23 protein-coding genes, 1 tRNA gene and 2 other annotated features are annotated in these 25,983 nt (G+C 47.4%); of the genes, 1 reads left to right on the top strand and 23 read right to left on the bottom strand.

Annotation, left to right across the window (positions count from 1 at the left end; translation table 11 throughout):
* Positions 1-21: 21 nt before the first annotated feature.
* Positions 22-274 (bottom strand) — a binding site (T-box leader).
* A gap of 37 nt (positions 275-311) precedes the next feature.
* The 12 genes from ilvE to ACTRXI_RS08155 all read right to left on the bottom strand — a co-directional run bounded on the left by ilvE (position 312) and on the right by ACTRXI_RS08155 (position 12,039).
* On the bottom strand, positions 312-1,217 hold the full coding sequence (ilvE, locus tag ACTRXI_RS08210; protein ID WP_474262072.1) for a branched-chain-amino-acid transaminase: 906 nt from the start codon (positions 1,215-1,217) through the stop codon (positions 312-314).
* A 373-nt stretch (positions 1,218-1,590) separates the two neighbouring features.
* Positions 1,591-1,667: transfer RNA gene (locus ACTRXI_RS08205), tRNA-Arg, on the bottom strand.
* A gap of 72 nt (positions 1,668-1,739) precedes the next feature.
* Positions 1,740-2,270 (bottom strand): metallophosphoesterase family protein, encoded by a 531-nt coding sequence (locus tag ACTRXI_RS08200; protein ID WP_474261934.1) that lies wholly within the window; start codon positions 2,268-2,270, stop codon positions 1,740-1,742.
* A gap of 41 nt (positions 2,271-2,311) precedes the next feature.
* Positions 2,312-2,908: an XTP/dITP diphosphatase gene (locus tag ACTRXI_RS08195; RefSeq protein ID WP_474261933.1), complete on the bottom strand. Its 597-nt coding sequence runs from the start codon at positions 2,906-2,908 to the stop codon at positions 2,312-2,314.
* Positions 2,909-3,685 (bottom strand): ribonuclease PH, encoded by a 777-nt coding sequence (rph, locus tag ACTRXI_RS08190; RefSeq protein ID WP_474261932.1) that lies wholly within the window; start codon positions 3,683-3,685, stop codon positions 2,909-2,911.
* Entirely contained in the window at positions 3,654-4,523 is an 870-nt protein-coding gene (gene racE, locus ACTRXI_RS08185) for a glutamate racemase (protein ID WP_474261931.1), read from the bottom strand. The genes rph and racE overlap by 32 nt, the downstream gene beginning before the upstream one ends.
* Before the next feature lie 235 nt (positions 4,524-4,758).
* Positions 4,759-6,480 carry a phosphoenolpyruvate--protein phosphotransferase gene (gene ptsP, locus ACTRXI_RS08180; protein ID WP_474261930.1) on the bottom strand — a complete coding sequence of 574 codons (1,722 nt, stop codon included), beginning with the start codon at positions 6,478-6,480 and terminating at the stop codon, positions 4,759-4,761.
* The gene (locus tag ACTRXI_RS08175) at positions 6,480-6,743 is read right to left on the bottom strand and encodes a phosphocarrier protein HPr (protein ID WP_298783538.1); all 264 of its coding nucleotides are present in this window, start codon (positions 6,741-6,743) and stop codon (positions 6,480-6,482) included. The genes ptsP and ACTRXI_RS08175 overlap by 1 nt, the downstream gene beginning before the upstream one ends.
* Before the next feature lie 332 nt (positions 6,744-7,075).
* Positions 7,076-7,873, bottom strand: coding sequence for a succinate dehydrogenase iron-sulfur subunit (gene sdhB, locus ACTRXI_RS08170; RefSeq protein WP_322526515.1), 798 nt, complete (start codon positions 7,871-7,873; stop codon positions 7,076-7,078).
* Positions 7,873-9,651, bottom strand: coding sequence for a succinate dehydrogenase flavoprotein subunit (gene sdhA, locus ACTRXI_RS08165; RefSeq protein WP_474261929.1), 1,779 nt, complete (start codon positions 9,649-9,651; stop codon positions 7,873-7,875). The genes sdhB and sdhA overlap by 1 nt, the downstream gene beginning before the upstream one ends.
* 39 nt (positions 9,652-9,690) lie before the next feature.
* Positions 9,691-10,302: a succinate dehydrogenase cytochrome b558 subunit gene (locus tag ACTRXI_RS08160; RefSeq protein ID WP_474261928.1), complete on the bottom strand. Its 612-nt coding sequence runs from the start codon at positions 10,300-10,302 to the stop codon at positions 9,691-9,693.
* 387 nt (positions 10,303-10,689) lie between these two features.
* Complete coding sequence (locus ACTRXI_RS08155) at positions 10,690-12,039, bottom strand: TrkH family potassium uptake protein (protein ID WP_474261927.1); 1,350 nt, start codon at positions 12,037-12,039, stop codon at positions 10,690-10,692.
* 106 nt (positions 12,040-12,145) lie between these two features.
* Between ACTRXI_RS08155 and ACTRXI_RS08150 the strand changes: the two genes are divergently transcribed.
* Positions 12,146-12,532, top strand: coding sequence for a DUF2507 domain-containing protein (locus ACTRXI_RS08150; protein WP_322526519.1), 387 nt, complete (start codon positions 12,146-12,148; stop codon positions 12,530-12,532).
* Between the two features lie 54 nt (positions 12,533-12,586).
* On the opposite strand, the gene uvrC is transcribed toward ACTRXI_RS08150, so the two are convergent.
* The 11 genes from uvrC to ACTRXI_RS08095 all read right to left on the bottom strand — a co-directional run bounded on the left by uvrC (position 12,587) and on the right by ACTRXI_RS08095 (position 25,913).
* A complete protein-coding gene (gene uvrC, locus ACTRXI_RS08145; protein ID WP_474261926.1) occupies positions 12,587-14,374 on the bottom strand; it encodes an excinuclease ABC subunit UvrC in 1,788 nt (595 codons plus the stop codon).
* Positions 14,375-14,476: 102 nt separating this feature from the next.
* Complete coding sequence (gene trxA / locus ACTRXI_RS08140) at positions 14,477-14,791, bottom strand: thioredoxin (protein ID WP_022793132.1); 315 nt, start codon at positions 14,789-14,791, stop codon at positions 14,477-14,479.
* A gap of 110 nt (positions 14,792-14,901) precedes the next feature.
* Complete coding sequence (locus ACTRXI_RS08135) at positions 14,902-15,492, bottom strand: TetR/AcrR family transcriptional regulator (protein WP_474261925.1); 591 nt, start codon at positions 15,490-15,492, stop codon at positions 14,902-14,904.
* Between the two features lie 251 nt (positions 15,493-15,743).
* Positions 15,744-16,142, bottom strand: coding sequence for a DUF350 domain-containing protein (locus ACTRXI_RS08130; protein ID WP_322526574.1), 399 nt, complete (start codon positions 16,140-16,142; stop codon positions 15,744-15,746).
* A 26-nt stretch (positions 16,143-16,168) separates the two neighbouring features.
* Positions 16,169-18,526, bottom strand: coding sequence for an endonuclease MutS2 (locus ACTRXI_RS08125; RefSeq protein ID WP_474261924.1), 2,358 nt, complete (start codon positions 18,524-18,526; stop codon positions 16,169-16,171).
* Between the two features lie 23 nt (positions 18,527-18,549).
* Positions 18,550-20,265: a DNA polymerase/3'-5' exonuclease PolX gene (gene polX, locus ACTRXI_RS08120; protein ID WP_474261923.1), complete on the bottom strand. Its 1,716-nt coding sequence runs from the start codon at positions 20,263-20,265 to the stop codon at positions 18,550-18,552.
* 137 nt (positions 20,266-20,402) lie between these two features.
* Entirely contained in the window at positions 20,403-20,975 is a 573-nt protein-coding gene (locus tag ACTRXI_RS08115) for a CvpA family protein (protein ID WP_474261922.1), read from the bottom strand.
* A gap of 5 nt (positions 20,976-20,980) precedes the next feature.
* Complete coding sequence (gene zapA, locus ACTRXI_RS08110) at positions 20,981-21,232, bottom strand: cell division protein ZapA (RefSeq protein WP_022793126.1); 252 nt, start codon at positions 21,230-21,232, stop codon at positions 20,981-20,983.
* 117 nt (positions 21,233-21,349) lie between these two features.
* Entirely contained in the window at positions 21,350-23,773 is a 2,424-nt protein-coding gene (gene pheT / locus ACTRXI_RS08105; RefSeq protein ID WP_474261920.1) for a phenylalanine--tRNA ligase subunit beta, read from the bottom strand.
* A 15-nt stretch (positions 23,774-23,788) separates the two neighbouring features.
* Positions 23,789-24,823 carry a phenylalanine--tRNA ligase subunit alpha gene (pheS, locus tag ACTRXI_RS08100; RefSeq protein WP_474261919.1) on the bottom strand — a complete coding sequence of 345 codons (1,035 nt, stop codon included), beginning with the start codon at positions 24,821-24,823 and terminating at the stop codon, positions 23,789-23,791.
* A gap of 48 nt (positions 24,824-24,871) precedes the next feature.
* Positions 24,872-25,090, bottom strand: a binding site (T-box leader).
* Positions 25,091-25,145: 55 nt separating this feature from the next.
* Positions 25,146-25,913, bottom strand: a complete 768-nt coding sequence (locus tag ACTRXI_RS08095) for a TrmH family RNA methyltransferase (protein WP_474261918.1) — start codon at positions 25,911-25,913, stop codon at positions 25,146-25,148.
* Between the last annotated feature and the right edge of the window lie 70 nt (positions 25,914-25,983).

Here is a 25,983-nt window from a genome sequence, read left to right as displayed (position 1 = left end):
AATAGACAGCTGCTGCTGCTCTAAAGGGGCGAAAAGACGTCTGCTTTTCACGGTACCACCCTTTTTTACAATAAGCTCGCACTTATTGCCTTAAGAACCGTTTTTCCGGTTCGGTTTGCCATAACGGAGGCCGTGTCGGCATCCGGCCTTCCTTACTCAGGTTCAGGAAAGCTCTCAAGGGGGAGTTCAATACGATTTCCTGCTGCTCTTTCAGCCACGGCAGCTCTCTGTGAAGGAAAATCTATTATTTACTGGTCCCTGTCGTCGATTTATCAATACTATTTAATTATATTGTACATCTAATCAGGCAATTAGCCAATCTCTATGCGGGAATTGTCTGAATAAACTTTTACTCCGTCTTCTACTACCTTTTGTCTGAACGCGCGCAATAGCCGGTTCGTCTCTTCTCCCGGCTGACCATCGCCGATTACTCTTCCATCTACCTTTACAACGGCAATGACTTCTGCAGCTGTCCCGGTCAGAAAAACCTCTTCTGCGGTGTAGACATCGTGCCTTGTAAACGCTTCTTCGCGCACATCATATCCCATATCCTCGGCCATTTCCAGGATCGCCTGTCGGGTGATGCCCTCTAAAGCCCCGATGTACCCTGGGGGTGTCATCAGCACGCCGTTTCTAATAATAAAGATATTGTCTGCGGAGCCTTCCGCCACATAACCCTGGTCGTTAAGCATTAAAGCTTCACTGACCCCTGCAAGGCTTGCTTCCATCTTCACCAATATATTATTTAAATAATTTAATGATTTCACTTTCGGACTCAGCACATCCGGCCGGTTCCGCCGGGTAGCGACTGTCACAATCTCAAGACCGTGCTCGTAAAATTCTTTTGGATAGATTGCAAGCTCCTCTGCTATAACTATAATAGAAGGGTTCGCACACGATGCCGGATCCAGGCCAAGATTTCCTACACCTCTTGAAACAACAAGCCTGATATAAGCATCTTCAAGTTTATTTTTCTGCAGCGTCTGCCTGATAATTTCCGTCATATCTTCTTTTGATTGAGGGATATCAAGCATAATCGATTTCGCAGAGTGGTATAAACGCAAGAGGTGTTCATCCAGTTTGTAAATATTTCCGTTATATACGCGAATGCCTTCAAAAACACCGTCGCCGTATAAAAAACCATGATCATATACGGAGATTTTGGCATCTTCCTTTTTGACGAACTCTCCATCCAAAAATATCCATTGTTCCGCCACTGATATCACCTCTGCGCCCCTTCAATCTATCTTCTGCCTTCTTAATGCATAGGGTAACGTGTACACCCTCAAAAGGCAAATGTTCTTTCTCTGAATACATTTTTAACGTTTGACGTATATATTACGCCGAATACAGTTTATGGTCAACCATTTTGTATAAACTTTTTAGATAATTTGTACTTCTGCATCAGATATATGCTCTATTGTCCATGATCTCGAAATATAATCTGACACTTTTCTTTTCTAAAGCCCGAGAAAAAGTACCCTGAAGCGTTTTCTTCGGCTTCTTTTCCCGCTGCCGGAAATAAATAAAAAGAGACAGAAAAGGAGATCCCCTTCTGTCTCTGAACATATCATTAATTAAATTAGGAAATGGTGTCCCAGGCAGGACTCGAACCTGCGGCCTACAGCTTAGAAGGCTGTTGCTCTATCCAGCTGAGCTACTGGGACATCTGTTTTTTGCGACATTCATTATGTTAAAATATTTTTCCTTAAAAGTCAATAAAGGTTTCCGGAGGGATTTTATTCTCCCTCTGGAAACGGAAAGCTTTGCGAAAGTTCAAGAAGCTCGCTGCCTGACTCTCTTTCATAGAAATGAACGTTGATCGACTGGCCCTGGTTAGAGACATTTACAATAGCATATGTCTGTTCAGGACGCTCCTGTGGGAGAAGCAGGCTTCCTGGATTCACAAAAATCGTTCCATCCTCCTCAAACGCCCCAGCTATATGAGTATGCCCGGAACAAACCAGATCAGCATTGATCTGCTCAGCCTTGGAAAAGAGCGAAGCATAAGACGTTTTCACCTGGTACAAATGACCGTGGGTAAGGTACGTTTTAATATGGCCTACGTCCACTGTTAATTCATCAGGAAAGTTTCCCGGACTGTCTACATTGCCCTGGACGATATGCACATCGCTTAACAGTTTATTTTCAGGTGATGCTTCCGAATCTCCGCAATGCAATACAGCACTTACCTCATTCTGATGACGGTCAAGTACCTGCTTTAATACTTCTTCACTTCCATGATTGTCGCTTACCACTAAAATGTCCATTCGTTCTGCCTCCAGCTCTCTATGATTCGTAAAAATTATTTTCAGTCGTCCTGCAGAAGATTTTTTCCCTGGACCCGTAGCTTTTCAAGTGCATTGCCCCTGTGGCTGATACGGTGCTTTTCTTCTGCAGTCAGCTCTGCCATCGTTTTCCCGTAGTCCGGCAGGTAAAACACAGGATCATAACCAAAGCCGTTATCTCCAGCTTTCGATTCTGCTATCTCCCCTTCACATGTTCCCGTAAATGTATGCACGCTGCCGTCTGGAAATGCCACAGCCAACACACATACAAAACGGGCACTCCGCCCGCCACGGGGCACCTGCTTCATTTCATGCAGCACTTTTTCTATATTCGCTTCATCATCTTTTTCTTCTCCTGCATAACGAGCGGAGTAAACACCCGGACGTCCGTCTAAGGCGTCAATCTCCAGCCCGGAATCATCTGCAACTACCGTGCAGTTGAGATGATCTCTTACAGCCTCGGCCTTAATAATCGCATTTTCTTCAAAGGTGGCTCCGGTTTCTGGAATGTCATCAATATTTTTCTCCAGTAACGATTCCACTTTATACCCGCTGCCAAACATGTGTTCAAACTCTTTGACTTTTCCCGGATTTTTCGTAGCTATTACTACCGTGTTCATTTATAACTCCCTTCCGCTGTCATCGTCTGAAAAGCTCTCCTGGATAGAAGCTGCAGCAGGCCCGATAACCTGCTTTTGAAGCTGGATGATTTCATACATTCCCGCCTCTGCAGAGTCGAGCATACTGTTAAGCTGTCTTCTTGTGTACGAGGCTTCTTCGCCCGTGCCCTGTACTTCCACGTACTCGCCTTTTCCCGTCATTACTACGTTCATATCTACATTTGCCTGCGAATCTTCTGCATAGGCAAGGTCGAGGATCGTTTCCTGTTCCGCGTTAAGCCCTACAGAAACAGCTGCTAAATAATCTGTAATAGGGAAGCCTTTAAATTTCCCCAGCTCATGGTAGGACTGCACAGCCATAGCGAGAGCAATAAAAGCTCCTGTCACCGAAGCCGTACGCGTTCCCCCGTCTGCCTGAATCACGTCGCAGTCAATCCAGACGGTGCGTTCCCCGAGAAGCTTCAGGTCCACGACCGCACGGAGAGCCCGCCCGATTAAGCGCTGGATTTCCATCGTTCTTCCGGTAAGCTTGCCCCGGGCCGCTTCGCGGATATTACGGGTTTCTGTTGCTCTTGGCAGCATCGAATATTCGGCTGCGATCCAACCCCTCTTCTCTCCGCGCATAAAAGGCGGAACCCGTTCTTCAATACTCGCTGTACAAATTACCTTTGTCTGTCCAAAGGATATAAGTACTGAACCCTCCGGATGCTTTAAATAATCTGTTTCAATTTGAATAGAACGAAGCTCATTCCATTCCCTTCCGTCCAATCGATTCATACAATCTTCCTTTCTTTTCACTTCCGGCAAAACGGTCGTCATTATCGAGTTGAATGGACACGACCTGCTCTATATCCTGGTCCATCCATTGGTTTGCTATACTCCGAAATTCTTTTTCGGGCCCGGTCGTGTAAAACCTGTGAAACGGAGGGGTTTCTCCCGTATTTAACGTTTCATGATAATTAAGCAGTGTGCTTACTTCCCTGGCTGTTTCATCACCGGATGAAATTAACTGGATGTCCGGTCCAACCGCTTCCTGAATTACGTCTTCGAGCAGCGGATAATGAGTACAGCCTAAAATCAGCGTATCATATGAAGCTTGTTTTAAAGGCAGCAGTGTCTGCTTCACAATATCAAGAACGGCTCTGCCCTCGTACTGCCCCTGTTCTACGAGCGGTACGAAGGGCACGCAGGCAAGCGAGGTGATTTCGACCTCTTCATTAATAGATTTCAACGCCCGTTCGTAAGCACCGCTGTGAATGGTTCCGCTGGTGCCAATCACTGCTACCTGATCTGTTTTTGTCACCTTCAACGCGGATATGGCCCCCGGTGTTATCACACCTATGACCGGAATATCCAATATTTGTTTTACTTCCTCAAGCACCACGGCCGTTGCCGTGTTGCACGCAATCACGAGCATTTTAATATTTTCAGACTGCAGCCGTGCAATCATCTGCCAGGTGAACTCCCGTACTTCTTCAATTGGACGAGGTCCGTATGGACACCTGGCAGTGTCCCCTATGTATATCATTTCTTCTTTCGGCAGCTGCCTTAAAATTTCGCGGGCAACAGTCAGGCCTCCAAGACCTGAATCAATAACGCCAATAGGTTGTTTCATATTCGCTTCTCTCCATTTTCAGACCTTGTTATCCGGCTTGGACACCAAACAGGCTTTCTAACCTTTCCTGTGTGAATCCTGAGCTGCTGACAATTTTATAATTTCCGTTCAACAGCTTTTTCAGCTGAAAAACATCAACTTTTTCAGTATACAAGAAAATACACGTTTCATCACCCACAAAAAAGCCCGGAACCTACCAACGGTTCCAGGCTTTTTGTATTTTTCTCATTCCAGCTTATTGAATGACAAATCCTCTGCTCTCAACAAGTTCAGCAATTTCATCTGCTGTGGAACATTTCATTGCTTCTTCTACAAGACCCTCTGCGTCCGTTTTTTTCAATGAACGGAGCTGGGTTCTTGCTGGAAGTACTGAAGTCGCACTCATACTGAATTCATCCAATCCGAGTCCTAAAAGAAGAGGAACCGCTACAGGCTCGCCGGCCATTTCGCCGCACATACCTGCCCATTTGCCTTCTTTATGAGCGGCATCGATCACATTTTTAACTAAGCGAAGGATTGCCGGGTGATAAGGCTGATACAAATGAGCTACTTTTTCGCTCATACGGTCTGCAGCAAGTGTGTATTGGATCAAGTCGTTTGTCCCAATACTGAAGAAATCTACTTCTTTGGCAAAAATTTCTGCTGCTGCCGCTGTGGAAGGAATTTCTACCATAATACCTACTTCAATATCTCCGGAGACCTCGATGTTTTCATCCTGCAGCTCTTTTTTGGCTTCTGCAAGCATCGATTTTGCTTCACGCACTTCTTCTACTGTTGCCACCATCGGGAACATTATTTTTAATTTCCCATAAGAACTGGCCCGCAGCAGAGCACGCAGCTGCGTCCGGAACATATCCTTCTCTTCAAGACAGAGACGGATCGCACGAAAGCCGAGAAACGGATTCATTTCTTTTGGCAGGTCCAGATAAGGGAGCTCTTTGTCACCACCGATATCAAGTGTACGTATAACGACTGGCTTTCCTTCCATACGCTCAAGCACTTCTTTGTAAGCTTCGAACTGCTCTTCCTCGGAAGGAAGTTCATTTCTGCCCATATACAAGAACTCTGTCCGGTACAAACCGATACCTTCAGCACCGTTAGCCAGGACACCGTCGAGGTCATTCGGGGTGCCGATATTGGCTGCTAATTCCACCGTATGGCCGTCGTCTGTTTTTGTCGGTTCGTTGACCAGTTTTGCCCACTCTTCTTTCTGGCGGTTAAACTGCTCCAGCTTTTCTTTATACTCCTGCACTTCATCGTCGCCCGGATTGATGATTACCCGGCCTTCAAGGCCGTCAACAATCAAAAGATCGCCCTGATTAATCGTGCCCGTTGCTTCTTTCGTTCCAACTACAGCCGGAATTTCCATCGATCTGGCCATAATCGCAGAGTGAGAAGTACGCCCGCCGATGTCTGTAGCAAAACCCTGCACATATTCATTCAATTGAGCAGTATCAGACGGGGTCAGATCATCAGCAATAACGACTACTTCCTGATCAATTGTTGCCAGGCTGGTATTTTCGAGACCAAACAAATGCATAAGTACACGCTTTGACACATCCCGGATATCTGCAGCACGCTCTTTCATGTATTCATTATCCATGTTCTCAAACATATCTACATACATGTTCGCTACTTCACTGAGAGCGTATTCTGCATTGGCACTTTCCTCCGTAATTTTACTGGAGACACCGTCCATAATCTCAGGGTCTTCCAGCACGAGCAGGTGTGCAGAGAAAATCTCAGCCTGATCTTCTCCCATGTCCTGAAGTGTTTTTTCTTTAATAACCTGAAGTTCCTGCTTGGACTCCTGGACTGCTTCTTTAAATCTTGCAATTTCGTCCTGGGCGTTATCCACCGGTTGTTTACTTACATCCAATTCCGGTTGTTCCAAAAGGAAAGCTTTTGCAATCGCTATTCCTTTCGAGGCAGCAATTCCGGTCAGGCTGGCACTCATTATTCTCCAAGCCCTTCTTTAATCACTTGATCCACTGCTTCCATAGCGTCTTCTTCGTCGTTGCCTTCGATTTTAACCGTGACCTCGGAGCCTTTTCCAACGCCAAGAGACATAACACCCATGATGGATTTAAGGTTTACCGATTTGCCGTTATATTCTAAAGAAATATCTGAAGAAAACTGACCGGCTTTGTTTACGAGCTGTGTCGCTGGGCGCGCGTGAATTCCTGTTTCGTTTGTAATAGTAAATGTTTTTTCCTGCATGATTCATACCCCTTTTCAATATAGATCGCTTTCACTAAGAAATGCGCACCATGTACGTTTTTCTCGAAAGCAGGCTTTTTATATTGTACTTCACCCTTAATAAAGTCGCAACTGCGAACTGCTCCATAAATCCAGAGCGTACGGTGCACTACTATTATCAGCGGTTTCAGTATGTAAATACTTCTACATTGTACCACTCTGATTTAAGGGAAACAAGAACAGACGCAGTGGCCGCCTTCTTCAAAAAGACACCAGGTTTTTCCGACTCGCCAGGAAGATCATTTTCATAAACCATAAATCAAAAGACAGCCCGGAGGCTGCCTTTTGATCAATTAGTTCCCGCCGCCAAAAAAGTTTTTAAACGACTGAATATTTGTTTCGCGGTTCATTGCTGCAATGGAAGTCGTTAAAGGAATGCCCTTCGGACAAACTTCCACACAGTTCTGTGCGTTACTGCAGCCGCTGATACCGCCCTCACCCATCAAGGCTTCCAGACGCTCGGATTTGTTCATTTCCCCGGTCGGGTGGGAGTTAAACAAGCGAACCTGGGAAATAGCCGCAGGACCGATAAATGAAGAGTCATCGTTTACGTTCGGGCAGGCCTCGAGGCATACTCCGCACGTCATACATTTGGAGAGCTCATACGACCACTGGCGTTTATTTTCGGCCATTCTCGGTCCGGGACCAAGATCATACGTACCGTCAATTGGAATCCATGCTTTAACCTTTTTCAGGGAATCAAACATCCGGCTTCTGTCCACCTGAAGGTCTCTCATTACCGGGAATGTCTTCATCGGCTCCAGACGGATCGGCTGTTCAAGCTGATCAATTAAGGCCGTACAGGACTGGCGGGCTGTACCATTTACAATCATCGAGCATGCGCCGCATACTTCCTCGAGACAGTTCATATCCCAGATAACAGGATTGGCCTGGTTACCCTGGCTGTCGACAGGGTTTCTGCGGATTTCCATCAGTGCGGAAATAACGTTCATATTTTCTCTGTAAGGAACTTCAAATTCCTGATCATAGGAAGGACTGTCCGGGTCATCCTGCCGGGTAATAATAAACTTTACTTTTTTAGTATCGGTTTCTTCTGCGTTACGCGTTTCTTGCGCTTGTGCATCACTCATTAGTTACTTGCTCCCTTCTCAGAAGATGCTTTTCCTTGGGAATAATCCCGTTTTCTCGGCTTGATCAGCGAAGTGTCAACCTCTTCGTACTCAAATTCCGGATGATTGGTCTGCGGATTGTAATGAGCCTTCGTTGTTTTCAGGAAGTCTTCATCATTACGCTCCGGAAACTCAGGCTTATAGTGAGCACCGCGGCTTTCATTACGGTGATAAGCTCCCAGAGTCATCACGCGGGCCAGGTGGATCATTCCTTTAAGCTGACGGGTGAACATGGCGGCATGGTTATTCCATTTGGAGCTGTCATGCATGTTAATGTTTTCCCAGCGTTCGAGAAGCTCCTGGAGTTTATCGTCTGTTTCGAGCAGCTTATCATTTTCCCGGACCACAGTCATGTTGTTTGTCATCCATTCACCGAGTTCATTATGAAGTGCGTAGGCATTCTCAGTGCCGTCCATGTTCATAATTTTGTCGAACTCCTGCTGCTCTTCCCGTTTCTTTGTTTCAAAAAGCGAAGAAGAAAGATCTTCCGCTGATTTTTCCAGGCTGTTGGCATACTCCACCGCGTTCGGCCCGGCAACCATCCCGCCGTATATAGAGGAAAGCAGGGAGTTTGCTCCGAGGCGGTTACCGCCGTGCTGGGTATAGTCACATTCCCCAGCAGCGAAAATACCCGGAATGTTTGTCATTTGGTTATAGTCAACCCACATGCCGCCCATCGAATAGTGTACGGCAGGGAAGATTTTCATTGGCACTTTCCGCGGATCATCGCCCATGAATTTTTCATAGATTTCCATGATCCCGCCAAGCTTCACGTCGAGCTCATGCGGATCTTTATGGGAAAGGTCCAGATAAACCATGTTTTCTCCGTTAATACCAAGTTTTTGGTTAACACAGACATCAAAGATTTCACGTGTTGCAATGTCGCGCGGAACCAGGTTACCGTAAGCCGGATATTTTTCCTCCAGGAAGTACCATGGCTTACCGTCTTTGTATGTCCAGATGCGTCCGCCTTCCCCCCGTGCAGATTCACTCATCAGACGGAGTTTGTCATCGCCAGGGATGGCAGTCGGGTGAATCTGGATAAATTCACCGTTGGCATAATTGACGCCCTGAAGATAAAGCGATGAGGCGGCAAAGCCGGTATTGATCATGGAGTTCGTGGATTTACCGAAAATGATGCCGGGTCCCCCAGTAGCCATAATGATCGCGTCAGCCCGGAACGTTTCAATTTCCATCGAACGCAGGTTCTGGGCAGCAATCCCTTTACAGGTCTGCTCCTCATCCAGAATAGCTGAAAGAAATTCCCATCCCTCATATTTGTTGACCAGGCCTTCCACTTCATAACGGCGAACCTGCTCATCGAGCGCATACAACAGCTGCTGGCCGGTCGTTGCTCCGGCGTAAGCTGTACGGTGGAACTGGGTGCCGCCGAAACGGCGGAAGTCGAGCAGTCCTTCAGGGGTCCGGTTGAACATAACGCCCATACGGTCCATCAGGTGAATGATCCCCGGAGCTGCTTCGGTCATAGCTTTCACTGGAGGCTGGTTTGCAAGAAAGTCGCCCCCGTATACAGTATCGTCAAAGTGCTCCCACGGGGAGTCCCCTTCCCCTTTTGTATTGACGGCACCGTTCATGCCGCCCTGAGCACAGACAGAGTGAGAACGTTTTACCGGTACAATTGAAAATAAGTCCACTTGAGAACCTGCTTCAGCGGCCTTGATTGTTGCCATCAGTCCTGCCAGTCCGCCGCCTACGACAATAACTTTTCCATTACTCATGCGGATGTTTCACTCCTTTAGTTTATTTAAAAACCGATCTTATACGAATGCGAAAATAGCACGAAGGCCAATCACAGACATTGCTACGAAAACGGCCAGGGTGAAGTATGTTGCAGCCAGCTGGGCTTTTGGTGTAACCGTAATGCCCCATGTAACCAAAAAGGACCATAAGCCGTTTGAAAAGTGGAATGTAGCAGCCAGTATACCTACAATGTAAAATGCAAGCATCCATGGGTTCGCTACGATATCAGCCATCATCTGGTAGTTTACATCCGCACCGAAAAACTGTGCCTGCACCCATGTGTCCCAGACGTGCCAGGTAATAAACACTAACAGGAATACCCCGGTAATACGCTGGAAAATGTACATCCAGTTACGAAAGTAGCCAAAACGCTTCGCATTCGCCTTGCCCTGAAATACGATATAAAGTCCATAAATCCCGTGAAATAGTATGGGAATATAAATGAGAAACATCTCTAAAAAGATACGAAACGGTAAATTTTCCATAAAGTGAGCCGCTCCGTTGAACGCTTCAGCACTCCTGGTCGCGAAATGGTTTACTACGAAGTGCTGCATCAAAAATAGTCCAATTGGAATAATACCAAGAAGCGAGTGCAGCCTCCGGGCGGCAAATTCCTTATTTAAAGCCATATTCATCCTCCTCCATTAGCATAAAAATTCTCTCCATCCTGTTTTTCTGCATTGCTTTCTTTTCCGGCTCCATTACCCCCCTGCTGAACTTTCCACCGCCCGCACAATAAACAGAATTAAAGCTTCCTGTTTTATATGTACTTGTGTACCGGCCGTGTCTCCTGCCTCTTTTCCGTTTTGCAAAATGCATATGCATGCACTATACAACCAATTAGTCACAAAATGGAAAAGAATTATTCAAGGAATTGTGCGAAACGTTACGTTAATTGTACTCCCCCTAAAATTACCCGTCAAGAAAACGTATACAGCATCTTAAATGCATATTATTCATACTTTATGCGATTCACTTTCCCGGCAATTAAGAGAGCCGGAGAATCCCCTCTCCGGCTAACCAATAATTATGCGTTCTGTTGGATATCTATAATGTGATTTCGTTTCTTTCTTTTTCACTGAGAATAAAAACACCAGTATTCCCACCCGTCCGATGAACATCAGGCACATGAGCAGGACATGGCTTGGTGTGGAAAAATCATCCGTCAGCCCAGTCGAAAGCCCGCAGGTTCCGAAGGCCGAGCTTGTTTCAAAAATAATATCAATTAATTCCACTTCCGCATTGCCACGTTCAAATGCACTGATTAGAGTAATCGCAGCCAATAAGCCTACAATGAAAAAGGATATAACAATAAAGGTCCGCTGCTTATCCTCCGGGTCAATCTGGCGGTTAAACACTTTGACATCCGAACGTCCAAGCGCAAAGCTCCGAATCGTTAAAAACATTACAGCAAGCGTCGTCGTCCGGATGCCTCCTCCGACACTCGACGGACTCGCCCCAATAACCATCAGGCCGGACATCAGCAAAAGAGTAGGCAGAGAAAACGCCGAAACATCCATTACCGATAAGCCGGCACTCCTGGTCGTCGCTGAGTTAAACATCGAAAAGAAAAACTGCTGATGCCAGGCCATACCGTCATAATAAAAGCCAAATTCAAGTGCCCATATGCTGACGGCCCCGAGCACAAACACGAGAAAATACGTGGTAGTCGTCACTTTCGTAAACAGACTGAAATTAAACCGCTCCCTGTTTGTCAAATATTCTCTGACCTCCATCAGAACCGGAAAGCCAATTGCCCCGGCAAAAATCAGGGTCAGGACGACAAACAGGACATAGTAGTCCTCAGCAAATGGGATCAGCGACTGTCCCGTTACATCAAAGCCGGCATTGGTAAAAGCACTCAGTGCGGCAAATCCGCCCTGGTAATAAGCTTCCCATGTCGAGTCAAAATAACGAAGAAAGTATGTACCGAGTATCAGCATACCCATTGCTTCAATTCCTAAAGCAAGAAGCAATATATTTCTCATCAGCTTGACCATGCCTGAAAACTTATACTGATTTTGGTCAACCATAATCAGTAACCGCTGGGATAAATTAATTTTTCTTCCAAAAACCATCCACACAAACGTGCCCAGAGACATAATTCCAATGCCGCCTACCTGCATCGCCAGTGCCAAAAACGTAATCCCGACAGCGCTCAGGGTGTCAGATACCTGGATGACTGTCAGACCTGTTACGCTCACGGCGGATACTGAGGTAAACAAAGCTTCTATATATGTTAATTCATGCCCCGGCTGATGCGAGATCGGAAGCCAGAGCAGTAAGCTGAACAATAGCATTGAAAAAACGTAGGCACCGATGATCATGCGAAATGGTGTCATTTTTTCTGCAAAAATATTTTTCATATCGGTCCCTCCGTCATAATCGTGCATTAGTATATCATGTATGATTTTGGGAATCTATAGAGATTTCCAACTCCAGCATGTATAATATTAGGTGAAGAAAGTGGTGATGGAAATGGAAGAAGAAACAAATAAACCGGCTGCCTTCGGATACGAATTACTGCGGAAAAATGTTCTTCCTGATATTTTAGGCTCTGACGAGCATGCGATATTATACTGGGCCGGCAAACAGCTCGCCCGCCGCTATCCATGCAGTACCCCCGGAGAGGTCGCTGATTTTTTCCGTGATGCCGGCTGGGGAGAGATTGTATGGAAAAAAGAAAGAAAAAAAGACGTCATTGCTGAACTGTCTGTTTACGAAAAGGAAGATTCGTTCACGAAAGCTTTAGAAGGCGGATTTTTGGCAGAACAGTGGTCAAAAATGAAGGATACATACGCGGAAACTTACATAGAAGAAAAGAAAAAATCCACGACTATGCATATAAAATGGGAGTAACCTAAACCAGACCGCATAGCAAAACGTTCGCTGAGGCGCCTCAGCGAACGTTTTTTACTTCGAAAGAGTGGAGTCCTCCTCCAGCTTTTTCATCAGCTCCGTAATAACGTCATCCGGGAGCGAAAGCTGTTTAAAATCCTCAAAGGATGCCTCCTTCATTTTTTTCACGGAACCAAAATGCTTTAGAAGCATCTGCTTGCGCTTTTGTCCGATCCCGTTGATATCGTCCAGAAGAGAGGAAAACATCGTTTTTCCGCGCGTCTGACGGTGAAAGGTAATTGCAAAACGGTGCACTTCATCCTGCACACGCTGCAGCAAATAAAAGGCGGAGCTGTGCCGCTCAAGGGGCACTCTGACAGCCTCTTCTCCCATTATAAGCTCCGAGGTGCGGTGCTTATCGTCTTTGGCAAGTCCCGCTACCGGAATATTTAAACCAAGCTCATCCTCGATAACGCTGACGGCTGCACTCAACTGGCCTTTCCCGCCATCAATAAGAATCAGATCCGGCAGTGCCGCTTCGTCTTTTAAGAGGCGGATGTATCTTCTGCGCACAACCTCGCGCATGGACGCATAGTCATCCGGCCCCTTTACATCCCGGACCTTATACTTTCTGTATCCTTTCTTCCAGGGCTTGCCGTCCACAAAAGTAACCATTGCCGCTACCGGATCTGTACCCTGGATATTCGAGTTGTCAAAAGCTTCCATACGGTAAGGAGTATCAATGCCCATTGCTTCACCGAGCTGTTCCACCGCTTTAATTGTCCGTTCTTCATCCCGTTCAATTAATGCAAAGCGATCGCTGAGCGCCTGCCGGGCATTTTTTTCTGCCAGATCAAGCAGCTCCCTTTTTTGGCCGCGCTTTGGCTGCTGGACCCGGACGTTTACGAACTGTTCAGCCATAGAGGCATCCACCGAGCCCGGAATAAATATTTCCGACGGCTTTATATGCTGCTCCTGCATGTAGAACTGGCCCAGGAAGGTAAGAAAATCCTCCTCCGGCTCCTGATACATTGGAAAAAGGGAAACGTCCCTTTCGATCAACTTTCCCTGTCTTACAAAAAATACCTGCACGCACATCCAGCCTTTGTCGTAGCTGTAGGCAAACACATCGCGGTTCACCTGATCCTTTACAGACATTTTCTGTTTTTCCATCACAGAATCAATATGCTGTATTTGATCCCTCAGCTCTTTGGCGCGTTCAAACTCCAGCTGTTCAGAAGCGGTTTCCATTTTCGTTTGAAGCTCCGCCCGGATTTCATGATGGCCGTTGTTTAAAAACCGTGCAATCTGCTGAATCATATCGTCGTACTGGTCCCTCGTCACCGTAAACTCACACGGGGCCAGACACTGGCCGATATGGTAATACAAACAGACCCGGTCAGGCATCGTCCGGCATTTGCGCAGTGGATATAATTGATCAAGCAGCTTCTTCGTTTCATTTGCCGCCCCGGCGTTTGGGTACGGACCAAAGTATTTTCCGCCATCCTTTTTAATTTTTCTCGTAATGATCAGCCGGGGATGCTCTTCGTTGGTGATTTTAATATACGGGTAGGATTTATCGTCTTTAAGAAGCACGTTGTATTTTGGTTCGTACTTTTTAATTAAATTCATTTCAAGTATTAATGCTTCCAGGTTGGAAGAGGTCATAATATATTCAAAATCGGTAATTTCCATTACGAGCCGCTGGGTCTTTCCGTCGTGCGACCCTGTGAAATAGGATCTCACCCGGTTTTTCAATACCTTTGCCTTACCTACGTATATAACGGTCCCGTGTTTATTTTTCATTAAATAGCAGCCGGGCTGATCCGGCAGAATAGCCAGCTTTTCTTTTAATTGAGTCATGTGCCCAACCCCTCTTGGCGTGTAATATCTATGGTGTTCCTTTCCTTTTTTAAATCAGAAGAAACAAAAAACTGCCGGCCCAGAGACCAGCAGTTTCGTGTTTTACAAATGTTTGTTCAAAAGCTCCACCAGTTGTTCCTTAGGCTGGAAGCCGACAACCTGCTCGACGACTTCGCCGTCTTTAAAAATCATTAGTGTTGGAATACTCATTACGCCGTATTTTCCGGCTGTTTCCTGGTTTTCATCAACATCTAATTTAGCAATTTTAATCTGCTCGCCCATTTCGGTGTCGATTTCTTCGAGCACCGGAGCGATCATTTTACAAGGTCCGCACCAGGGTGCCCAAAAGTCCGCAAGTACTACACCATCAGACGTTTCACCTGCAAAGTTTTGGTCCGATACATTGACAATAGCCATGAATGGTTCCTCCTTTATATCTCTATCCTTGCATTTATTCTTCGTTATTATAGCATTCCCGTGCTTTACTGGCTAACGTTTAGCTTAAAATTTTTAAAGGCTCCATCTGATTATATTTCCGTCTTCAGTGCCTGATAAACTATTTCCGCAAGGGCCGGCCCCTGGGCTGCCAGTGAATAGCTTCCTTTTTCCATTACCCATGTCGTAATCGCTTCATTGAGTATGCCGACAAAACAGATTCTTCCGATTTCAATGGAAAGCGAGCGAGAAAAAACCTGTTCCTCTTTTCCCCTCTTTATAATATCAATAACCGCCTGAAAAAACGGGGATAGTATGCGCTGCATGTTGTCATGAATCTCACCCTTTGTCTGCAAAAGTTCAAAATGGGCAAGCGTAGCAAGCTCCGGCCGGCCTTCCATGAATTCAAGCTGCAGCTGGGCCATTTCAAACAGCTGCTCTTTAACAGAAATATCCTTTTGCATGATTATTTCAAGCTTCTGCATGAATTCCTGCATTTTTTCCTCGAAAATGGAAATTAATATGTGCTCTTTATTATTAAAATACAAATAAATCGTGCCGTCTGCCACCTTTGCCTCTTTAGCAATATCCGACACCTTAGCCTGATGATAACCATGTTCAGCGATTACTTTGATTCCCGCCTCAATAATCTGTGCATGTTTCCTGTTTGGATTTTTCCCCATATATATCTGCCACCCTTTCAAACAAAACCATCCATCATGCCGGTTCCTGCTTCACCCAACCGATATAATGCCTTTAAAAACGCCTCACTCCCGTAACAGAGTAAGGCGCTTCATTGCGTTTGGGTAATACTGGCACAGTATTTTAGTTAGTTATAAATGTACATAATCCATAAAGGGATGTCAACCAAAATGCACATACATAGTCCTAATTAATTAACTATTTGTGGATTTTTCGTTACATTTTCTTCTATTTAAATGATAATTCCGGCACCTATTACAAAAGAAACCCCTACCGAAATAATAAAGGAAATGATTCCCACTGCACGGTTATCTTTGCTGATTTCCTCATCCACCTTAAACATGGGAGTAAGAAATTCAAATATTAAATAGCTTAAAATTAATAATACAAAACCATAAAAACCCCATAGAAGCATAAACAGGATACCGTCGTTATGCATGATGGAATAATGAAGAATGTTGGAAACCCCAAACAGTTTCCCGCCCGTCGCCAGGGCGACAGCGATATTTCCTTTCTTGATTTCTTCCCAGTTACGGTAAGGAGTAATAATTTCAAATATCCACAGAAAAATTACCAGGGAGAGTACAGCAACGCTGAAGTTGCCAGCTGTATTTATAAAAGCATTATCCATCCACGCATCCACGTGCACCCCTCCGCTTACTTAAGTTCTGCCACCGTGTTACCGATGCCGCCTTCATTCATCCCGCCATCCCTGGTTGATTTTACGCTGGGATGGTTTTTCAAATATTCTTTTACACCCTTGCGTAGAGCGCCGGTGCCTTTTCCGTGAATAATATGGACTTCCCGGTAACCGGCGAGCACTACTTCATCGAGGTATTTTTCGAGGCGCTGTACGGCGTCTTCGTATCTTTCCCCGCGCAGGTCCAGTTCGGGCTTTGCCGGGGCGGCTGTAGAAGTCGTTGCGACCTGACGTTTAGGCTCTTTCACGGGCTCTGATTTGAGCTTTTCCATTTCTTCGGGTTTCGCTGTCATTTTCATGATGCCAAGCTGCACCTGAAATTCCTTGTCATTTACCTTTTCTACAATATGTCCACGCTGCCCGAAGCGAAGCACCTTCACTTCATCTCCTACTTCAAAGGTACGTTCTTGCTGGGCTTTTTGTTTCACCTGTTTCTGCTTTTTGGTCATCGCAGGAGCTGCCTGTTCCATCTGCCTGCGGGCTTCGATCAGGCGGTGTTCTTTAATTTCCGCGCCTTCCTTCTGCATCTCCTTCAGCTCGGCAATAATTTCCTCCGCCTGGGCTTTCGCCTTATCGACTTCGCTTTTTGCTTTACCTTCTGCGTTCGCAATAATCTGATCCCGTTTTTGCAGCACTTCATTCCAGGCAGTATTCAGCTCCTGCCAGAGCCTGGACGCTTCCTGCCGGAGGTCATCTGCCTCCTGCCATGCCGATTCTGTTTCTTTTCTTTGTTCATCCAGAGAAGCAATCATCGTTTCGACCTGCTTTGTATCTGTGCTCATTTCTTTTTCTGCATTGGAAATAATAGAATCCGGCAGGCCGATCTGCCTTGAAATAGCAAACGCGTTGCTTCGGCCCGGTACACCTACGAGCAGCCGATACGTTGGCCTCAATGTTTCCACGTCAAATTCGACACTTGCATTCATTACCCCGTCACGGTTGTACGCATACCCTTTCAGTTCACTGTAGTGCGTGGTAGCAATCAATCTGCCCCCGGCTTCCTGGACATAGTCCAGAATGCTGACGGCAAGAGCCGAGCCTTCCTCCGGATCGGTGCCGGCGCCTATCTCATCAAAAAGCACAAACGATTCGCTGTCCACCTGCTTGACGATATCTACAATGTTCGTCATGTGGGAAGAAAACGTACTTAAGCTCTGTTCAATCGACTGTTCATCTCCAATATCGGCAAACACTTTCGAAAATACAGCGGCTTCTGCTTCTTCTTCTGCGAGGACAAACAGCCCTGACTGGGCCATGAGCGTCAGCAGACCAGCCGTTTTAAGTGTCACGGTTTTACCGCCCGTATTGGGGCCGGTAATGACAAGCGTTCCAAACTCTTCCCCAAGCTCCAAGTCAAGCGGCACCATTTCTTCCGGGTCAATGAGCGGATGCCGTGCCTCCATGAACCGGAACCTTCCTTCATTGTTCAGCTCCGGCTGCACCGCTTTCTGATCTCTTGCATAGTAGGCTTTGGCAAATGTGAAATCGAGCTCGGTCAGCGTATTCATATTTACCAGAATCTCTTCCCCGTCTTCAGCAATATATGAAGACAGTTCCTGGAGAATTCGCTCAATTTCCCGCTGTTCTTTCAGTCTTGCCTCTCTTAGTTCGTTATTCATCGAAACGACCGCCTGCGGCTCAATGAAAAGAGTAGCCCCTGTGGACGACTGGTCGTGAACAATACCGCCAAATGACGAACGGTATTCCTGTTTTACCGGCAGCACGTAGCGGTCGTTGCGTATCGTTACGATGGAATCAGACAGGCGTTTTTGCTGGTCCGGCGACCTGGTGTACTGTTCAAGCTTCGAACGCACCGATGACTCGAGGCTTCTCATCTGCTGCCGGAGTCCGCGCAGGGCGGAGCTTGCACTGTCTAGCACCGCCCCGTTTTCATCTATACAGTCACGGATCTGCTTTTCAATCTCGGGGAGAGTCACTATCTGCCGCACCAGCCCCTCAAGCAGCGGGAGATCCACCGTCTCTTCTGTCATATCCAGAATAAACGACCGTATCCGGCGGCCGGCATACAGGGTGTCCGAAACCTCTGTGAGCTCGCCGGCGTTCAGCATCCCGCCGATTTGAGCCCGGCGCACATGGGCATGAATCTGGCGTATGCCGCCGAGGGGTGCCTGTCCCCGAAGCCGTATTACTTTGGCTGCTTCCGCGGTGAAGCTCTGTGCTTCCTTCGCTTCCGCAAGCTCCCGGTAGGGCTGCAGCCGTTCAATCCGTTCTTTGGCAAGAGTGGAGCCGGCATGAGCCTGCAACTGCTCTTTCATTTTTTCGTATTCCAGCACACGGAGTGTTCTATCATTCAACAATGCTCACCTCTTTGGTTGTTCTATTGTTTCTTGCGCTTCAGCCATTTTTTTAACTGCTCCGCCGTCATTGTATTTATGATCTGCTCTGGCTGAAGAAGCGCTTTTTTGGCAATGGATATGCCTACGTCCATATGATCAAGCATACCAGGGTTGTGGGCGTCCGTATTGATTGCAATAAGAACATTATGCTCAGCAGCCTTTCTCAGCCATTCAGCCGAAAGATCCAGGCGGTTGGGATTGGCATTCAGCTCCAGCGCTGTGTTTGTTTCGCCCGCCCGTTTCATCAGCCGGTCTACATCTACTTTGTATCCGTCCCGTCGTCCTAAAAGTCTTCCCGTCGGATGGGCAATAACATTTACTTCCGGATGCTCCAGCGCCTGTTCCATCCGGTTCATAATTTCTTTTTCTGTCTGGGAGAAGGAGGAATGGATGGAAGCAATGACGACATCAAGCTCTTCGAGAACTTCATCCTCAATATCGAGCGTTCCGTCGGGCCGGATATCCATTTCAATACCGGCAAATATCTGAATATTTTTTTCTTCTTCTCTGACGTTACGTATTTCTTCTATCTGCCTGCGGATTCTTTCTTCGTCCAGTCCGTGGGCGACCCGCAGGTATTTAGAATGGTCCGTAAGAGCCAGCCATTCGTAGCCGTGTTTCTTTACTTCCTCCACCATCTCACGGATGGAAAGAGACCCATCGCTCCACGTAGTGTGCATATGAAGATCACCGCGGATATGCTTCTTTTCTATATATGAATACGGCTGCCGGAATTTATCCGTTTCATCTCTCCCCAGGCGCGCTTCGGGAGGAATAAAGTGCAGACCAAAGTGGCCGTAAAATTCGGTTTCATTCTGAAACGTAGTTTTGCGTCCATTCTGATCTTCAATGCCGTATTCACTTAATTTTTCGTTTCGTTCCTTTGCGAGCTGCCGCATTTGTACATTATGGTCTTTAGAACCGGTGAAATGATGCAGGGTGCTTGCAAAATCTTCTTCCTTTACCAGGCGAATATCTACTTGAACATTATATTCCCCTTTAATTTCAATGCTGACCTTGCTTGTACCGTCATTAATAACCTTCGTTATTTCGGGCATCTCCACCAGCTGTTTGCGGACATTTTCGGCGTTTTCCACACTCATAATATAATCCAGGTCCTTCACCGACTCTTCCACCCGGCGCAGACTTCCAGCCCGCGCATACCTTTGCACCCCTTCCACTTTTTCGAGGGACGCTTCAAGCTTTTCGGCCATTTCCAGCATATAGGCAATCGGCAGTCGCTCCGGTCGCTTGCCTTCTTCTGCGAGCGCTTCGAGTATTTTCTGCTCGGTTTTCGCCCCGAACCCTTCGAGATTCTGTACTTCATGAGTTAAACACGCCTGTTCAAGCGAGTCCCGGTCCGTTATGTCGAGCTCCTGATAGAGCTTCGACACTTTTTTTCCTCCCAGTCCAGGCAGCTTCAGCAGCGGAATTAATCCCTCCGGCACTTCTTCTGTCAGCGTCTGCATCAGTTCTGTTTCCCCGTTGTTGTCCCGCCATTCTTTTATCAGCGCAGCTGTGCCTTTACCGATGCCTTTTAAGCTGCCAGCATCTTCAATTTCATTTAGTGAACGCTCATCATATTCAAGCGCTTGAGCCGCTTTACGGTAGGCAGAAATTTTAAACGGGTTTTCCCCCTTGATTTCCATATATACAGCAATTGTTTCCAAATGGCCGATCAGATCTTTTTTATTCATGCTATTCTCCTCCACATGTCAGCTTTAATCATGTTAGGCATTCTTTTTTGAGTATAACGGGAGTTAATAATTCTGTCTAAGCTCACGCCGCCGGGCTGAAGACATAAAAACAGACTTCCCTGTGAAACACAGGGAAGTCAGCCTTCATTCTCTATTGGGCCGTCCATGTTCCCGGGGTCTGCCGGCATGATTTGCTCGTACCAGCCGGAAAGCCATGGGGTTTCATGTAATATAAAGCTGGCGACTGCCGAATTGTTTATTACCGGCTCAAGAGCCGGAAACGGCATCAGCATAGCTGCAGCCAGCACAACGAATAAAATTACGTACGTTTCGAGCACCCCAAGCACACCACCAAGCCAGTAATTAATCGTTCTAAGCACCGGAAGTCTGGCAATGCCGCCTGCTGCTCCGGTTAAAAAGCCGGCGATGATGCGGGTGCCGATAAACAAAAGAAGAAAGGCAATCGCATAATAAAACAAGCTGCGGGTATCAAAAGCAGCCAGGAACGTCCCCTCCGCCTGCTGGCCGAATGGGTAGGGGACCCATTGTTCTAAAAACTGCGCGACTTCTTCATAGAATAAAAACGCAACAATAAACGCTGCCACCAGACTGACAAGGCGAAGCAATTGAAGAACAAAGCCTCTTTGAAGCCCTGTAAAAAAGCTTCCGATTAAAATCACAACAAGCAGAACGTTTATTACTATTTCCATAGCCATTACCCTTCAGAATCTTTGTCCTTGTTTACTTCTTCTTTGAGTTTTATATAGTCATCCACTACGTTTAAAGCCGTCAATACCGCCAGGCGGGTCGTATCCAAATAAGGATTGTATGCTTTATACTCTTTCATTCTCTTATCTAAATAATTGGCGACCTGATTAATATGCGAGGGTTGTTCATCACCGACAATCGTGTACTGCTGGCCGTATATTGTAACCGTAGTGCGTTTTTTACTTTGATCATCAGCCACGTCTTCCGCCCCCTGTTCTTGAATGTGCCTTTTCCTTAATAGTAACAGAATAAAAAGGCTCTGAATATCTTTCCCTTTACAGGCCCTTTTTTAAACCGGGAGATGCCCGGCAGCTGTTTACTGCCTGAGCTCTGCCCCGGTTTTTTCTTCAAGCATGCGAAGCACCTGGTTGTGCGCGGAGCTGACCTCTTCATCGGTCAGTGTTCTTTCCGGATCCAGGTAGACCAGCGTGAACGCCAGGGATTTTTTGCCGGGCGTTAGATTCTCGCCCTGATAAACGTCAAACAGGGAGGTGCTGTAAAGCGTGCTTCCACCTGCGGACTCAATGACTTCTTTTACTTCAACTGCAGGCACATTTTCATCCACAACAATTGCAATATCACGGGTAGTGGAAGGGAAGCGCGGAAGCGTTTGATAACGAACCGGCGTTTCCACCGCCTGAAGCAGGGAGGTTAAATCAACCTGCAGGGCATACGTTTCGGCTATATCCCACTCACCAGCCGTTGTTGGGTGAATTTGGCCGACGTATCCCACCGTTTTTCCATCCAGCTGTATGTCTGCGGTACGGCCGGGGTGCATATCACTGTGCTCTGCCAAAGTGAACGAAGCACGGCTTTCTACGTGCAGCTCTTCAAGAATGCCTTCAGCAATTCCTTTCATCACGTAAAAGTCTGCATTTTTTGTTTCTCCCTGCCATAGGTGGCTTTCCCATCTTCCGCTTACTACCGCAGCAAGCATAATACGTTCTTCCGGCTGTACAGCAGCATTCTCTTCTTCGGAAAGAAACACCGAGCCCATTTCAAACAAAGCGATATCTTTCGTCTGGCGGTTGCGGTTATAGCTGACTCCTTCAAGAAGCTGAGGAATCAGGCTCTGCCGCAGTACTCTGCGGTCTTCGCTCATTGGCATGGTTACTTCCATCGTATACTTTTCCGGGTACAGCGTGAAACGGGAAGCTGAGCTGGCAGTCGTCAGGGAATAGGTGACAGCTTCACTCAGCCCGGCACTTTCCAAAAAACGGCGTACTGTCCGCTTTCTTTTCTGTTCGGCAGTCAGGCTTCCGGCCGTTGTAGCACCTTTAGGAAGTGTACTCGGAATGTCCTGATAGCCGTGCATCCGAGCGATTTCTTCAGCCACATCCTCTTCAATGCGGATATCCGGGCGGCGGCTTGGGATATATACTTCGATACTGCTCGTTTCCTTGTCGGCGGTCTGAAAGCCGAGACGTTCGAGAATACGGACCATTTCTGAACCGCTGAGCTCCATTCCAAGCAGCTGATTGATACGGCGATCACTCACCCGTACCCAGCGGCCGCCCGGCTCCCGGTGGTCCTCCTGCTCGATGCCCTGAAGCACAGTGGCGCCCGCATATTCAGCGAATAAATGCGCCGCCCGGTCTGCTGCCTGCTCCACTCTCTCCGTGTCGAGCCCCCGCTCATAACGGACACTTGCATCGCTTCGTATCCGCGTATCTTTAGACGCCTGGCGGATCAGGGACGGATGAAACAGGGCCGCTTCAAGCAGAATATTTGTTGTCTGGTCGCTCACCTCAGAGTGCTCTCCACCCATCACTCCTGCAAGGGCTGTCGGCTTTGTACCATTGGTTACGACCAGATGCTCCGTCGAAAGATGATGCTTATTACCGTCGAGCGTCTGTATTTCTTCGTCTTCGAATGCTCTTCGCACGAGCACTTCGTCGGAGCCGAAGGCGTCAAAATCAAACGCGTGCAGCGGCTGCCCGTATTCAAGCAGCACATAGTTGGTAATGTCCACGATGTTGCTGATCGGCCGGATGCCGGCAGCCATCAAGCGGTTCTGCATCCAGTACGGAGAAGGATTCACCTGAATGTTTTCCGCGACTCTCGCTCCGTAATAAGGAGTGTCTTCGCCGTTTTCGATTTTCACATTAACCGCTGCTGATGCAGGCTTTTCGCTTTCTTTTACCGAAGTCACAGGGAGCCGGACGGTCCGGTCCAGCTGAGCTGCCACTTCGTAGGCGACCCCGAGGATATTCAGGCAGTCGGCACGGTTTGGCGTAATATCCAGATCCATCACTGTATCGTCCCAGCCAAGAGCTTTTACCGCATCCGATCCCGTCTCCGGATCCTCGTCAAAAACGAAAATGCCTTCAGCCACATGCTTAGGCACCAGCTTGGCTTCCACGCCGAGCTCCTGGAGAGAACAAATCATGCCGTTGGACTGCTGGCCGCGGATTTCCGCTGCTTTAATTTCCATCCCCCCAGGCAGAACGGTGCCCGGCTTTGCCACTACGACCTTCTGTCCGGCTGCCACGTTGTCAGCACCGCAGATGATCTGTACTGTCTCTGCTCCCTGATGCACCTGGCAAATGTTTAAGTTATCCGCATCCGGATGCTTTTCGGCTTCGGTAACATACCCGACCACGCATCCCTCAATCGGTTCGGCACGCCGGTACAGAGCGTCCACCTCTACACCTCCTGTAGTCAGGCGATCGGCAATTTCTTCGGGGGTAATATCTTCAATATCCACATAATCTTTCAGCCATTTATATGAGATCAACATATCTGCATTCTCCTTCTATACTCGAGTGAATTGTTTTAAAAAGCGCATATCGTTCGTGTAAAAATGCCGGATATCATCAATGCCGTATTTCAGTAGGGAGAAGCGCTCTACTCCCATGCCAAAGGCAAAGCCGCTGTATACGTCCGGGTCAAAACCGCTCATTTCCAGCACGCGCGGATGCACCATCCCGCACCCGAGAACTTCAATCCACCCAGTATGCTTGCAGATGCGGCAGCCTTCCCCGGCGCAGATACCGCATGAAACATCGAGTTCTGCAGACGGCTCGGTAAAAGGGAAGTAGCTCGGGCGGAGACGAATTTCTCTTTCCTCTCCGAAATATTTTTTCACAAATGTTTCGAGCACCCCTTTTAAATCACTCATACGGATATTTTCGTCAACCATCAGCCCTTCGATCTGCATGAACTGGTGGGAGTGGGTAGCATCGTCATCGTCCCGGCGGTAGACCTTGCCCGGGCAGATGATTTTCACCGGCCCTTCGCCGTGGTGGCGTTCCATCGAGCGGGCCTGTACCGGCGACGTTTGTGTACGCAGCAGCAGATCACTGCTGACATAAAAAGAGTCCTGCATGTCACGGGCCGGATGATCTTTTGGCAGATTCATCGCTTCAAAGTTATAATAATCGGTTTCGACTTCCGGTCCTTCAGTCACTTCAAACCCCATACCGATAAAGATATCTTCAATTTCTTCCACAACGCTTGTCAGCGGGTGCTTCGCCCCTCGTTGGACCTTACGTCCCGGCAGTGTTACATCGAGCGTTTCTTTTTCAAGCTTTTCCTTTAATGCTTCGTCGGCAAGCGTTTTTGTTTTTTTCTCCAGACGCTCCTGAATAGCTTCCCGTACTTCGTTTCCTTTCTGGCCGACCACAGGACGCTCTTCCTTGGACAGCTGCCCCATCCCCCGGAGCACTTCCGTAATCGGACCCTTCTTCCCTAAGTATTTTACTCTCACCTGCTCTAATTCCTTTGTATCGCCAGCTTCTTCAATCTGCTGCAGCGCTTCCTGCTGCAGCTCCTCCAAGCGTTCTATCATATTCTGATTCCCTCCATTTTTATGCCAAATAAAAAGAGCCCTCTCCCTGAAAGGGACGAAGGCTCGCGGTACCACCCTTGTTAGCTGCAGTGCACAGCTCACTCTCCTGTAACGACAGGTTCCGGCACGCTTTTCTTCCACAGGGAATACTCCAGCGGCTGCTCCGAAGCGAATTCACAAATCCTTACTGCAAGGTATTTTCAGTCAGCGATACCTTTTCCCTGTTCAGCAGGAAGCGATGCTACTACTCTTCATCTGCGCATTTGTGTTTATATGTTTCAATATGAATTATTATAGAAAAAGCCTGGCCCGATTGCAACCATCACCAATCTGTCTGCTTCAAGTGATACAGCAGAATGCCGGCAGAAACTGCCGCATTTAACGATTCTGCCTGGCCCGGAATCGGAATGTACAGGTTCTGGTCGGTCCGCTCGAGCCATTTCTTTTGTACGCCGGCTCCTTCGTTGCCAATGATTAACGCAAAGTAAGGCTGCGGCTCAAGTGCCGAATACGACGTACCTTCATCAAGCGAAGTGCCAAAGCACGGAATGTCCGTTTCCTGCAGCCATTCCAGCCATTCACCCAGGTCCTCCTGCAGTACCGGGACATGAAACAGTGAGCCCTGGGTCGCCCGGACCACCTTTTCATTGTACGCATCCACCGTACCTGTGCCGAGAACGACTACCCCTTTTCCAAGCGCGTCAACCGTCCGGATAATTGTTCCCAGGTTACCTGGGTCCTGAATGCTGTCCACCAGCACGAAAAATGAATATCCACCGCTTCTTACATTAGAAAATTCAGGAATTCTGCATACAGCTACAATATTTTTCGGGGTTTCCGTCAAGCTTATTTCTTTCATTACGCTTTCTGTTACCTCTGTGGCCGGTGTTGGAATTTCATTAAAAACCTGCGGCCACTCTTTATGCTCTTCAATGAAAATTTCTTCAATCCAGGCCTCCGACCGGACGGCTTCTGTCAGCGCGTGGTCTCCCTCAATTAAAAAAAGCCCTGACCTTTCACGTTCCTTACGTTTATGAAGTTTTTTTATCTCTTTTACTTTCGGGTTTTTTGCCGATTCTATCCGCTTCACTTCGCTGTCTCCCCCAGTATTTTCTCTCATCGTAGCACACTTTGCCCCGCCGCAGAAAGAAAATAAACAG

Source organism: Marinococcus sp. LNHM4E3-1 (assembly GCF_056034405.1).
This window is presented reverse-complemented; position numbering and strand designations above follow the sequence as displayed.

What these genes read in the sequence shown, in the direction of transcription:
- ACTRXI_RS08200 (WP_474261934.1), bottom strand. Translation starts at nt 2,270, where the DNA reads ATGGACATTTTAGTGGTAAGCGACAATCATGGAAGTGAAGAAGTATTA.
- ACTRXI_RS08195 (WP_474261933.1), bottom strand. Translation starts at nt 2,908, where the DNA reads ATGAACACGGTAGTAATAGCTACGAAAAATCCGGGAAAAGTCAAAGAG.
- rph (WP_474261932.1), bottom strand. Translation starts at nt 3,685, where the DNA reads ATGAATCGATTGGACGGAAGGGAATGGAATGAGCTTCGTTCTATTCAA.
- racE (WP_474261931.1), bottom strand. Translation starts at nt 4,523, where the DNA reads ATGAAACAACCTATTGGCGTTATTGATTCAGGTCTTGGAGGCCTGACT.
- ptsP (WP_474261930.1), bottom strand. Translation starts at nt 6,480, where the DNA reads ATGAGTGCCAGCCTGACCGGAATTGCTGCCTCGAAAGGAATAGCGATT.
- ACTRXI_RS08175 (WP_298783538.1), bottom strand. Translation starts at nt 6,743, where the DNA reads ATGCAGGAAAAAACATTTACTATTACAAACGAAACAGGAATTCACGCG.
- sdhB (WP_322526515.1), bottom strand. Translation starts at nt 7,873, where the DNA reads ATGAGTGATGCACAAGCGCAAGAAACGCGTAACGCAGAAGAAACCGAT.
- sdhA (WP_474261929.1), bottom strand. Translation starts at nt 9,651, where the DNA reads ATGAGTAATGGAAAAGTTATTGTCGTAGGCGGCGGACTGGCAGGACTG.
- ACTRXI_RS08160 (WP_474261928.1), bottom strand. Translation starts at nt 10,302, where the DNA reads ATGGCTTTAAATAAGGAATTTGCCGCCCGGAGGCTGCACTCGCTTCTT.
- ACTRXI_RS08155 (WP_474261927.1), bottom strand. Translation starts at nt 12,039, where the DNA reads ATGAAAAATATTTTTGCAGAAAAAATGACACCATTTCGCATGATCATC.
- ACTRXI_RS08150 (WP_322526519.1), top strand. Translation starts at nt 12,146, where the DNA reads ATGGAAATGGAAGAAGAAACAAATAAACCGGCTGCCTTCGGATACGAA.
- uvrC (WP_474261926.1), bottom strand. Translation starts at nt 14,374, where the DNA reads ATGACTCAATTAAAAGAAAAGCTGGCTATTCTGCCGGATCAGCCCGGC.
- trxA (WP_022793132.1), bottom strand. Translation starts at nt 14,791, where the DNA reads ATGGCTATTGTCAATGTATCGGACCAAAACTTTGCAGGTGAAACGTCT.
- ACTRXI_RS08135 (WP_474261925.1), bottom strand. Translation starts at nt 15,492, where the DNA reads ATGGGGAAAAATCCAAACAGGAAACATGCACAGATTATTGAGGCGGGA.
- ACTRXI_RS08130 (WP_322526574.1), bottom strand. Translation starts at nt 16,142, where the DNA reads ATGGATAATGCTTTTATAAATACAGCTGGCAACTTCAGCGTTGCTGTA.
- polX (WP_474261923.1), bottom strand. Translation starts at nt 20,265, where the DNA reads ATGAATAAAAAAGATCTGATCGGCCATTTGGAAACAATTGCTGTATAT.
- ACTRXI_RS08115 (WP_474261922.1), bottom strand. Translation starts at nt 20,975, where the DNA reads ATGGAAATAGTAATAAACGTTCTGCTTGTTGTGATTTTAATCGGAAGC.
- pheT (WP_474261920.1), bottom strand. Translation starts at nt 23,773, where the DNA reads ATGTTGATCTCATATAAATGGCTGAAAGATTATGTGGATATTGAAGAT.
- pheS (WP_474261919.1), bottom strand. Translation starts at nt 24,823, where the DNA reads ATGATAGAACGCTTGGAGGAGCTGCAGCAGGAAGCGCTGCAGCAGATT.